Source organism: Treponema sp. (assembly GCF_045657965.1).
Taxonomy (GTDB): Bacteria; Spirochaetota; Spirochaetia; order Treponematales; family Treponemataceae; genus Treponema_D.
In genome coordinates this window covers 1-11,965 of the sequence record NZ_JAZOUG010000061.1, presented here as the reverse complement: position 1 = coordinate 11,965, position 11,965 = coordinate 1, and the positions used below count along the sequence as shown (strand labels likewise).

Annotated in this window: 10 protein-coding genes; 7 read left to right on the top strand and 3 right to left on the bottom strand. The window is 39.3% G+C overall.

Going from position 1 to position 11,965, the window contains the following annotated elements; all coding sequences use genetic code 11:
• Window positions 1-228: 228 nt before the first annotated feature.
• From ACKI5B_RS02250 to ACKI5B_RS02235, 4 genes are all read left to right on the top strand, one after another.
• Window positions 229-1,638: a TP0584 family protein gene (locus tag ACKI5B_RS02250; protein WP_407425405.1), complete on the top strand. Its 1,410-nt coding sequence runs from the start codon at window positions 229-231 to the stop codon at window positions 1,636-1,638.
• A 44-nt stretch (window positions 1,639-1,682) separates the two neighbouring features.
• Window positions 1,683-3,338: a peptide ABC transporter substrate-binding protein gene (locus ACKI5B_RS02245; RefSeq protein ID WP_407425403.1), complete on the top strand. Its 1,656-nt coding sequence runs from the start codon at window positions 1,683-1,685 to the stop codon at window positions 3,336-3,338.
• A gap of 10 nt (window positions 3,339-3,348) precedes the next feature.
• Window positions 3,349-5,004, top strand: a complete 1,656-nt coding sequence (locus ACKI5B_RS02240; protein ID WP_407425401.1) for a class I adenylate-forming enzyme family protein — start codon at window positions 3,349-3,351, stop codon at window positions 5,002-5,004.
• A gap of 69 nt (window positions 5,005-5,073) precedes the next feature.
• A complete protein-coding gene (locus ACKI5B_RS02235; protein WP_407425399.1) occupies window positions 5,074-6,144 on the top strand; it encodes an MraY family glycosyltransferase in 1,071 nt (356 codons plus the stop codon).
• 3 nt (window positions 6,145-6,147) lie between these two features.
• On the opposite strand, the gene ACKI5B_RS02230 is transcribed toward ACKI5B_RS02235, so the two are convergent.
• A complete protein-coding gene (locus tag ACKI5B_RS02230) occupies window positions 6,148-7,389 on the bottom strand; it encodes a M20 family metallo-hydrolase (protein WP_407425397.1) in 1,242 nt (413 codons plus the stop codon).
• A gap of 240 nt (window positions 7,390-7,629) precedes the next feature.
• Between ACKI5B_RS02230 and ACKI5B_RS02225 the strand changes: the two genes are divergently transcribed.
• The 3 genes from ACKI5B_RS02225 to ACKI5B_RS02215 all read left to right on the top strand — a co-directional run bounded on the left by ACKI5B_RS02225 (window position 7,630) and on the right by ACKI5B_RS02215 (window position 10,013).
• Entirely contained in the window at window positions 7,630-7,866 is a 237-nt protein-coding gene (locus ACKI5B_RS02225) for an OPT/YSL family transporter (protein WP_407425395.1), read from the top strand.
• A 1-nt stretch (window position 7,867) separates the two neighbouring features.
• Complete coding sequence (locus tag ACKI5B_RS02220; RefSeq protein WP_407425393.1) at window positions 7,868-9,523, top strand: OPT family oligopeptide transporter; 1,656 nt, start codon at window positions 7,868-7,870, stop codon at window positions 9,521-9,523.
• A gap of 145 nt (window positions 9,524-9,668) precedes the next feature.
• Window positions 9,669-10,013 (top strand): PqqD family protein, encoded by a 345-nt coding sequence (locus ACKI5B_RS02215; RefSeq protein WP_407425390.1) that lies wholly within the window; start codon window positions 9,669-9,671, stop codon window positions 10,011-10,013.
• A 67-nt stretch (window positions 10,014-10,080) separates the two neighbouring features.
• On the opposite strand, the gene galE is transcribed toward ACKI5B_RS02215, so the two are convergent.
• Together galE and ACKI5B_RS02205 are read right to left on the bottom strand one after the other, a co-directional pair.
• Window positions 10,081-11,046, bottom strand: coding sequence for a UDP-glucose 4-epimerase GalE (gene galE, locus ACKI5B_RS02210; protein WP_407425388.1), 966 nt, complete (start codon window positions 11,044-11,046; stop codon window positions 10,081-10,083).
• 25 nt (window positions 11,047-11,071) lie between these two features.
• The coding region (locus ACKI5B_RS02205; RefSeq protein ID WP_407425386.1) for an EAL domain-containing protein at window positions 11,072-11,965 on the bottom strand (894 nt) is incomplete at its 5' end.

The window sequence follows — 11,965 nt, the reverse complement described above, 5'->3', positions numbered from 1 at the left end:
CATAAAACTCGCGGTGAACAAGTTCAAGCGAGTTTTTGTCCGAACCTCACCTACGCTCGTTTTAGATTTGTTATAAATACAATTTTCATCATTCAGCTAAAATTTAAAATATTTCTATAGAATAATGATTTAAGATGATTTATTCAACAGAGACGAAAATCTGCTCAAATTCTCTGAATTTTCAATTTCAACTTTCAGTTTTAAGATTATTTTGCCGATACTCAAAATATGGAAAATGGAAAAAATTTTACAGAAACTTTAATTCAGGCTCTGGATGCAAAAGCTCAATGGTATGACAACGAAGAATTGCCGAGAATTCTCGAAAATTACAGGCTTTTACATACCTGCGTAAGAAATTTGTTTGATTTTCTCATCAAAAAAGCATTAATTACGCCGGATCCATATAAACTTGATAAAAAAATTTCAGACATCAAAGCACCTGAAGGCGGTCAGTTTGTTGAAAATGAACGCTCTGTAATTATGGGGCAGCGTTTTTCTGATTATGAAAGCACGCTTGATTTTCTGTGCAATTATTATAAATTTTCCGTTTCCCAGCTGACAATTTCCAATATCAAAAAACTTGTCGATTTAAATAACGCAATCACATGGAATTCATTTTCTGCAAACAGTAATAAAACAAATACCCGCGTTCTTTCAACAATGATTTTTGATGCAAGACAAAACAGTGATGCTCTTACAGCAAGTATGATTACAGACAGTCTTTCAAAAGCATCTCATGCAATGTCTGAAATAAATTCTTCACTGAAAGAATATACCGATTTTCAGCGTGAATGGTATAAAGGTCAGGTCAGAAAAAATGTTCTTCTGAGTTCAGGCTTTGACTCATCAAAAGCAAACACTGTTGCAAATGAAATTCAGCAGATTAAAAAGAATTTCGCCGCTGGAATGGGTAAGGTACCGTTTTATAATGAACTGATTGAAGAAATTGCCCAGGAAGATTTAGGTGAAAACAAAAACAATCTTCAGGCTGTTGTTTTAAACAAACTTAATATAGTTAAAGAAGAATCCAAAAGCCATGAAAAAAAGATAGATACAAAAGCTCTGATTATGGATGCACTGCTCGTTTTGGGTTCAATTGCACCACAGCTGACCCAGATTATGCAGAAAGTTCAGGATAACCATGATTTACTTGAAAGTGAACATAATTCATTCATGGACAAACTTAAACGTGCAATCCGAAAAGCATTTAATATTGAAGAAAAGCCTCTTTTTTATACAATTACAATTACTGATGCAACGACTGGTGCAAAGAGAACTGAAAAACTTAATTACAAAACTTTCATGTCAGATCTTGTCACAAAAGCAAGAAGATATTCTTCTGTTTCTCAAAAAAATTCTCCCGGATATCAGAAAATTTATTCAATGCCGGAAGAAAAAATTGCTGAATTTGTCACAATGCAGATTTCTGACTGTAATAAAATGATGGTAATTCTTAATTCCCTTGATGATTTTTTCAAAAGTTCTGCAAGCGTAATGAATAAATCAAAACTCAAAGGTCTTAAAATCGATATTACGACCCTTAAAAACTCTGTAGTAAAAGCAAATCAGCACAGGGTTGAATACACTTCTTACATTGAAGAAGCTGAGCAGATGAGAAAATTGGGGATAACCGGCTGAATTGAAAGTTGAAAACAGCAGATTGAATTAGTATAATATGCTTTATGACCCGTTTTATTTTTAAGTCATTTTTTTTAAGTATATTTTCTTTCTTTTTTTTAACTTTCTCAGTTTTTTCACAAAACAAAGATTCTGCTGATTCAATCGAAAATTTTGACTCAATTATTGATATTGAAGAAAACGAAAAATCTTCAGATATCAAAGATTCTCTGCAGCATGATTTAACAATAATTATGGCAGAACAGACGTGGAATCTGGATATTCACACAGCAACATATTCAAGTGAAGCCCAGATTCTTGACTCACTCTATGAAGGCTTGTTTTCTTATAATCCCAAAACATTAGACCCGTTGCCGGCAATTGCAGAAAGCTACAAAATCTCCCGTGACAAAAAACGCTGGACTTTTACTTTACGCGATAACATCACATTTTCTGACGGTGAAAAAATTACAGCCTATACAATTAAAAATGCATGGCTTTCACTTTTACGCACTCCAAATGCTCCTTATGCATCGATGCTGGACTGTATTAAAGGTGCCGGTGACTACAGAAACGGAAAAACAAATGCAGAAAATGTTTCTATTACAGCCCGGAATGATAAAACCCTGGTTGTCACACTCAATTCTCCTACAGCTCATTTTGCAAAACTTTTGTGTCATCACGCTTTTGCTGCCTGTAAATTAGATTCTAACGGCAATACAGATACATCAGTTTTCAGCGGCGCATTTATAATCAAAGAAAACGCAGCTTCTTCACTTATCCTTTCTAAAAACGAAAAATACTGGGATGCAAAAAATGTTCACATTCCACAGGTTATAATAAAACAGTCAAATGAAGCCAAAGAAAATGCATGGGCTTTTAATGACGGTACTGCTGACTGGATTTCCGGAGTTGTTGATACAGGTGCACTTTTAAATAAAAGTTCCATCAGAATTTCAGCTATTTTTGGAACGGAATTTCTTTTCTTTTCATGCAAAAACTCTCCATGGAATGATGCTGATTTCAGAAACGCACTTCTTACAGCTGTTCCATGGGAAGTTCTCAGAAAAACAGGTCTTGTTGCAGCAACAACTCTTATTTATCCGCTTGCAGGCTATCACGGTGTTGAAGGAATTACAGAAACTTCCCTTGCCGATGCAAAAGAAATGATGGATGAAGCCCGTAAAAAGCTTGGAATTTCAAAGGAAGAAAAACTTACTGTAACGTTTGGAATTTCCTCATCATCTGAACGCCAGAAAAATCAGGCAGAAATTTTGAAAAATGCCTGGGCTCCGCTGGGAGTTGAATTGAAAGTGCAGACAACACCGGAAGAACGATACATCGATTCAATTTCCGGCTGGAATGCAGATATTTTCACTTATTCCTGGATTGGTGATTTTGCGGATCCTATTGCTTTTCTTGAACTTTTCAAAGCAGACTCAACCTTAAATCCTTCAAAATGGAAAGATTCAAAATTTGAAGAATTGATTCAAAAAGCAAATGAAACTACAGATAACGCAGAACACTACAAACTCTTAGCTCAGGCAGAACAGCTTCTGCTTGATTCCGGTGAGGTTATGCCGGTTACTCATTCAATCAGCCTTCATGCACTCAATTTGCAGCAGGTCGGCGGATGGTATATAAATGCCCTGGATATTCATCCGTATAAATATCTGCACTTCAAAGAAGTCAAAACAGAAGGTGCACCAAACGTCATCTGACAGGATAAAAATGCGTACATACAACGATTCGATGTTTATCGACACATTTGAACATGAATATACATGGCTCTCAGGCTTTTTAAGAAATGTACACCGTTTCCCTATGCTTACAGCTCTTGTTGATCCTGAAACAAATCGTTTCTGGACCTATAAGACACTTAATGAAGAAGCAAATGCACTTGCAAATGCACTTAAAAAAGAAGGCATAAAAAAGAATGATGTAGTAATGGTTGTTACCAGAAACTGCCCGGAATTTGCCTTTGCCTATACCGGCATACGAAAAATCGGTGCCATTATGCTGGCTGCGAATTCAAATCTTGCTTCAGGTGAACTGGCACTTTTAATCAATCATAACAAACCTGAGGCCGTAATTTATTCAGCTAACATTGAACACACCATAAAAGATGCAGAACAGCTTTGTAAATTTAAGCCCGGTAAATTTATTCTTGCAGATAATCTTGAAAAAAATAGAATTCCTGAAAATCATATTTCTTACGAAGATTTTGTAAAAAAACAAAGCAAAGAAACTCCTGAAATTAATTTTCGTCCTCATATTTATGATGAAGTTCTGCGTCTCTGTACAAGCGGAACGACAGCCCTTCCAAAATCAGTTCCAATCAACGATATAAACGAAGTTCTTTCCGCACATGATGTAATAATGCACTACCCTATGAATCATAATGATGTAACTCTAAATATGACTCCATGGTTTCACCGCGGTGGCTGCCATTCCGGCGGGCTTTGTCCGACTTTTTATGCAGGAGCCTGTGCCGTTGTAATGCGGAAATTTTTACCCTCAACATCTCTTGAATGGGTCGAAAAGTATAAAATAACTTATATGATGGGCAGTCCTTCCAATCTTGCAATGCTCTGCCGGTCTCAGGAAAAATCACCGAAAAACCTTTCTACACTCAAAGGTCTTGTTACAATGGGTGCCCCCCTTTCAAAAGCGGACTGCATCCGTTACATGCAGGTTCTTACACCAAATATTTTTAACGGTTACGGAACGACTGAAACATTCTGGAATTCATTTTTACGCCCGTACAATCTTCCGGATGGAGCAGGTTCTGTAGGTTCAAGCTGTACTGATGATGAAGTACGTGTTGTTAAAATTTACGAAGGGAAAAAAGCAGAACCGGATGACTGCGTCCCTTTTGATAATAAAACTGAAGGCGAAATTATTATTCATTCTCCCGCAAAAACAACTTACAGCTACATTAATAACGATGAAATGATGAACGAAAAATTCTACAAAGGCTGGATGTATACAGGCGATACCGGAATCTGGAACAGTGATTTAATTGTCACGGTACGTGGACGAAAAGACGATTTAATTATCACGAGCGGTGAAAATCTTTACCCGGCTCAAATAGAAGAAGCAATTAATGAGCATCCGAAAGTCAGAGACTGTATTATAACAAGTGTTCCAGATAAAGTCCGTGGGCAGGCAGTAGCGGCATATATTGTTCCTGACGATAAAAGTCTTACTGTACAGGAACTTTTTGAATTCTGCACAAAACACAAAATGCTTTCCATGTACAAGCGGCCGCGATATTTTGCTATTGTTGATGAGTTACCATTGACAGCAACCGGAAAGAAAAAGCATTTTGAAATGAAAAATCGTGCGGTTAATGATTTAAAAAACGGAGTTCTAAAAAAAGACTGAAAATTTCTGTCCCCAGCTTTTTGAATTTCTATTCTAATTTTTCAATTTCCAGATTCCGATAATCAAAATATGTTATATTATCTTGGTGGAATTTTAACACAATACTTTGGACCTGCACGCCTGCTGCAGTCGTATACAGTTCTTATCGCTCTTGCTCTTTATACAGGCTTTTTAATTGTGCGGTATTCACTTCCCTCTTTTTATAATAAGCTTCCGCATGACAGAGGAAGAGAATTTACTATTAATGCAGAAGCTGCTAAAGGAAAGCCTACCGGTGCTGGTGTTGTCTGGGTAAGTGCTTTTGTTATTTTAAGCATGATTTTTGTTCCCCTTGACTGGATGAAAGCCTCAGTCCTAATTCTTACATGGCTTATGATGCTCACAGGTTATCTTGATGATCACAGCATTAACAGCTGGGGTGAATACAGAAAAGCTCTTCTTGATTTATTTATTGCAGTTCTTGCTTCTGTTCTGCTAGCTTTTTACCTTATCAATTCATCGGCTGATAATAAAATCTATTTCTGGATTCCATTTTTTACTCATGAGATAGCTGTTGCTCCATGGATTTTTGTTACAGTCTCAACAATTATGCTCTGGGTTTCAATTAATACAACTAACTGCACTGACGGTGTAGACGGTTTAAGTTCAACCCTTGTACTTGTTGCACTTCTTACCATGGGAATGATTTTTTACTTTATTCTTGGACACAAAGATATTTCTGAATATCTTTTAGTTCCGCATATTACAGACGGTGCTTCATGGGCTGTAATGACATTTGCATTAGCCGGAGTTTTGATGGGTTATCTGTGGCATAATGCATTCCCGAGTAATGTTCTTATGGGAGATGCAGGAAGCCGGGCTCTTGGCTTTTATATAGGCGTATGTGTCATGGTTACCAGAAACCCGTTCATTATACTTGCAACATCGAGCCTGATTTTTATAAACGGCGGACTAGGTCTTGTAAAGGTATTTTTGAAAAGGTTTTTTCATATTTCGATTTTCAGTACAATACGCTTTCCGCTTCATGACCATATGCGAAAAAACCACGGCTGGAGTCCGACTCAGGTCTTAATAAAATTCCTGATTATTCAGATTCTGATTACCGTGGCTGTTTTAGGAATTATCTTTAAAGTACGCTGATTTTTATTCAGCTGTAAAAAGCGCGCACAAAGTTTCTGCATCAGCGATGATATTGCGTACATAACAGTATTCATTCGGCTGATGGCAGACTTCATCCATTGTTGACCAGATTGCGGCATTGTATCCGCAGTTACGGAGTTCAGCACCTACAGTACCGCCGCCGATTCCGATTGGGCGCGCTTCGATTTCATGTGCTGTTTTAATTGCTTCTTTGAGTTTTTGAACAACAGGAGCTGTAACCGGTGTTGCAGGAGACTGCTGAGCCTGAGGTTCTGTCACTTCAATTTTAACTCCATATTTTTCTTCAATTTCAGAAACACGTTTTGCAACTTCTGCACGCACTTCTTCAAGAGAATATCGCGGTAAAATTCTGCAGTCCATATAAAAAACGTCATCGCCAGGAATGATGTTTACAGTCTGTACGTTAGCTTCTTTTTTTGTCGGCTGGAAAGTTGAATAATTCGGACTGAACAAGTCGTCTTTTTCACTGAAGAAATTTTCTAAATCATTTAAGCGAAGGGCAAGGTCGCATGAAGCAAGATGAGCATTTTTGCCTTTATCTGGCATTGAACCGTGACTCTGCTGGCCGATTGTATGAAGACGAAGCCAGAGAATGTTTTTTTCTGCTACTTCGATTGTTTCACCTTTTGCATCTCCTCCATCCGGGATTAAAATAAGGTCGTGATTTTTGAAAATTTCACCATGTTCACGAAGGAGATATTTAATTCCGTATTCTGAACCGAATTCTTCATCTGCCATAAAGAGAAGTTTTACGGTGTGCTCAGGAGTAACTTTGTTTTTAAGAAGAGAAAGGGCTGCCATAACACCTGAAACAAGGCCCTGCTGATTATCTTCTACGCCACGGCCGATAAGTTTATCTGATTTTTCATCGTACTGAACCATGTAAGGATCACTTTTCCAGAGTTTTAAATCTCCGGGCGGAACTACATCCATATGAGCCATAACCCAGATTGAATAATCGTCGGATTTACCGGGAATTGTAAGAACAACATTCGGACGTATTCCTGAAGTTACGCGTTTATCAGGAGCATCAAAGTGTTCCATCTGGCTTTTAGAAAAGCCTGCTTCAATAAGCCATTTTTCCAAAGCAGCACATTTTTTTGATTCACCGTCGCCGCCTGATTCCGGAGCAATTGCCGGAATTGAAGATAAAACCCGCTCAAGTTCAATCATCTGAGGACGAAGGTCAGCGAGAGTTTCTTTTAGAGTATCAAGTTTTTTCATTAAGTTCTCCAAAGTTTTGTCAGATTTTTCATGGCTATTCTATCACAACAGCCGGATTGTGTGGAGATAAAAAAAGCCTGTCTTAAAAAGGTTATTTCCTTTATACGTATCTGAACGTCTGTTTTTTATAAAATTTCGGAATCGGAAAAATTATCGTAAACATCGTGCACTTTAAAGAAGACATTTTCTTCACTATAATAGAACCTTAAAAATTATCTCACTTTTAAAGGATTTTCTCTTATGGAAGAAAAATCATTCAAACCTTTTGTTTCCGCAGACCGTATTCTGCCTGAAATCACTCCGATTTCAGTTGGTCTCGGAATTGTTCTTGCCGTTCTTTTCGGTGCGGCAAATGCTTATCTTGGTTTGCGGGTTGGCATGACCATTTCCGCATCAATTCCTGCAGCAGTTCTCTCAATGGGAATTATCCGAATCATACTAAAACGCGATTCAATTCTCGAGAATAATCGAGAATAATATGGTTCAGACTATCGGTTCTGCCGGTGAATCGCTTGCAGCAGGTGCAATCTTCACTCTCCCTGCTCTCTTTATGTGGGCAAAAGAAAGTGATGCAGTTTCAAAACCATCTTTCTGGATTATTGCTGTAATTTCTCTCTGTGCGGCAATTTTAGGTCTTATCTTTATGGTTCCGCTCCGCTCTGCCTTAATCGTCGAAGAACACGGAGTTCTGCCATTCCCTGAAGGAACTGCCTGTGCCGAAGTTCTGCTTGCAGGTGAAGAAGGCGGCGAAAAATCAAAAATCGTCTTCTCTGGCCTTGGAATTTCAGCCCTTTACAAATTTATCGCTGACGGTCTGCATCTTTTCCCTTCAGAAATCGACTGGAGCATTAAAAAGCTTGGTACAGGCTTTGGTGCAGATGTTCTTCCGGCTCTTGCAAGTGTCGGCTATATCTGCGGTAAAAAGATTTCTGCTTATATGTTTGCAGGTGGAATTCTTGGATGGTTTGTCGTAATTCCTTTAATCCACTTTTTTGGAGATTCATCTGTATTTGCTCCGGCAGGCGCTCCTGTTTCTGAACTTGGCGCATGGGGAATCTGGAGCAGCTACATCCGTTATGTTGGAACAGGTGCTGTTGCAACAGGCGGTATAATCAGTCTGATTAAATCATTTCCGACAATCATTAAAACTTTCAGAAAAGCAGTCAGTGGTTTCGGTCACAAAGAAGCTGTTGCTGAAAGAACAAACCGCGATTTACCGATGCAGCCTCTTATAATCGGTGCTCTGCTTATCGTACTTATAATCTGGCTTCTGCCGGCAATCCCGGTCGGACTTTTGGGTGCACTTATCATCGTAGTTTTCGGCTTCTTCTTTGCAACTGTTTCCAGCCGCATGGTTGGTCTTGTAGGCAGTTCAAACAACCCTGTTTCCGGAATGACAATTGCAACTTTGATTATTGCAGCAGCATTGCTCAAATCAACCGGACATACTGGTGTTGCAGGTATGACAAGCGCAATCTGTATCGGAACTATTATCTGTATCATCGCATGTATGGCTGGTGATATGTCTCAGGACTTAAAAAGCGGCTACATTCTTGGTGCAACTCCAAAAAATCAGCAGCTGGGTGAACTTATCGGCTGTGTTGTTTCAGCATTTGCAATCGGCGGAATCATGTATCTTCTTGACAGTGCATGGGGATTCGGCTCAAAAGAACTTCCGGCTCCACAGGCAACACTGATGAAGCTCGTTGTTGAAGGCGTTATGGGCGGAAATCTTCCATGGACTCTCGTTCTTGTTGGTGTCGGAATTGCAGTTGCAGTTGAAATAATCGGTATTCCTGTTCTTCCAGTTGCAATCGGTGTTTACCTTCCGATTCACCTTTCTGTTCCAATTTTTGCAGGCGGTCTTCTCCGTGCATTCTTTGACAGAAAAGGCGAAGAAGGTAAAGCAATTACAGAAAAAGGCGTTCTTTACGGTTCAGGACTTATCGCAGGCGAGGGCCTTATCGGAATCCTTCTTGCAATATTCGCAGTTGTTCCGCTTTCAAACGGAAAATCTTTACTTGAGACGCTCAATCTTGGAAATATACTCGGAAACGCAGGCGGCTTAATTTTCTTCGTACTGTTACTTGCAAGCATTGTATTCTTCACACGCAACAAGAAAAAAGCAAACTAAATACAAAAAAACGGTTTCCCGTCGGAAACCTGTCTCAGACATCGCAGTGAGCATAGCTCAGGCGAGTCTGTGCCAGAACTCTGACTCCAACCCGTTTATTTTTATTTTTCCTTAATCAGTTTGCTTTTTTCTCTAAAACATAGATATGAAAACAAAAAAGATTTCTTCTAACTATCTGGATATTGTCTTTGTTAAAAATGAAAGCTGTCCGTGGCGGCTGAAGGAGGACGGTCTGGTTGAAATCGATATGGAAAACAGAGGATTTTTCAACACAATTGCACAGAAGTTCTTTAAACGGCCCAGAATAAGCCATATTTCACTGGATAAATATGGTTCTACCCTTTGGCTCTGTCTTGACGGAAAAGCCAGTGTGAATGATATTCTTCAGAAAATGAATGAAACATTTCCTGGCGAAAAAGAAAAAATGCTGAACCGGGTAGTACACTTTCTGGCAACACTGGAAATGCATAAGTTCATTGTAAGAACATAAAAAAAAAGGGAAAGCACAACCTTAAAAAGGTTTCTCTTTCCCTTTCAATCCTTTTCTTTTCCAAATTTTATTTTTTTGTATAAGCCTTCCAGGTGGTTTCAACTAATGTGTCTACATCTGAATATTTTGGTTCCCAGCCCAAAACTTCTTTTGCAAGGTCGTATTTAGCATACAGGCTTGCAGGATCACCCGGTCTGCGGGGAGCTTCTTCTGCAGGAATTGGCTTACCGGTAATTTTTCTGGCAGCTTCTATTAACTCTTTTACAGTAGTACCACAGTTAGTTCCAAGATTAAACTTTAATGATTTGTTGTTTTTTGCAATGTAATCCAGAGCCATAACGTGAGCGCGTGCAAGGTCTGTAACGTGAATATAATCGCGGATACAGGTGCCGTCGCGGGTATCATAGTCAGTCCCGAAAATTTTAAGCTGGCGCTGACCTAACGCTGCTTCCATTACGCGCGGCAAAAGGTTTTCCGGTTTCTGTTCAAGGCCTGTGATTACTCCTTCAGGATCGTAGCCTGCTGCATTAAAATAACGGAGGGCTGCAAATTTAAGACCGCGGATTTTGTCGTACCATTCCATAAAGCGTTCGATTTCGAGCTTTGTAAATCCGTAGTAATTAATTGGATTCTGCGGATGATTTTCGTCCATAGGAAGGTACTGAGGTTCTCCGAAAGTAGCTGCACTAGAAGAGAAAATCATGATTTTGCAATTGTGTTTTACAGCTGCATTCATGATGTTGAGTGTGCCTGTGATGTTGTTGATTGAGTATTTTTCAGGCTCGACCATTGATTCTCCGGCAGCCTTAAATGCCGCAAGGTGCACGAATGCATCAAAACCGCGCGAAAATGCCTGATCCAAATCGCGTTCAATCAGAATGTTTCCGTAAATAAAATCGTTTTCTGTAAAAAGATTTTCACGCAGTCCGCTTGAAAGATTATCAAAAACAGTTACTTTGTGTCCGTTCGCCATTAATTCTTTTACAACATGGCTTCCGATGTAGCCGGCTCCGCCAATTACAAGTACTTTCATATAAACTCCTTATTACATCTTAATATTATTGCTTTCCGTACGTTTTTGCAAACTCTTCTGCGGGGAGTGGCTTAGAAAAATAGTAGCCCTGAAGATAATCGCAGCCGATTTTTGCCATATTCTCGACCATTTCAAGCGTTTCGACACCTTCTGCGGTGACCGTAAAGCCCATCTGCTTGAATGACTGGACGAGTGTCGGAAGGAAGCTGTCATGACTCTTTTCATAATCGCGGACGAGTTCCATATCAAGTTTAATATTGATGAACGGACATTTTTTGAGTCGGGTAACATTTGAATATCCGCTTCCGTAATCATCGAGTACAAACTGGAATCCCGTATTGCGCATTGTGTTAATCTGTTTCTGAAGGAGAGCGTAGTCAATCATTGATTCTTCGGTGATTTCAAGATGAATGCGCTCTGCGTCAACGTTATATTTTTCAAGAATCTTTGAAAAACGCTGGTTCAAATCAGGGCGCAAAAACTGAATAGGAGAGAGATTGACGTTTATCCATGAAAGCCCCATCTTTTCGATGTCATTTTCACGGAGGAATTTACATGCTTTTTCAAACATCTGCTCGCCCAAAATGTTGATGCGGCCGTTTCTTTCTGCAATCGGAATGAATTTTACCGGCGGAATTAGTTTTCCGTCATCATCACGAATGCGTGCCAGTGCTTCGGCTCCGACGAGCTTATTGTCTTTTGAATCCATGAGCGGCTGAAGGAACATTTCAACACTGTTTGTTTCGACCGCTTTTTCGACGCTTCGTTTTATCTGTGTATTCTGCTCGATTACGTTCAATGTCTCATTGTTGATGATGATGTTCACGTTGTCGAGATTTTCAGCTTCTTTGAGTGCCGCCGAAATTGCCTTTAAAACTTTCCCCGGTGCTTTGAAGTTCAGCTGCGGGTCAATCTGAAC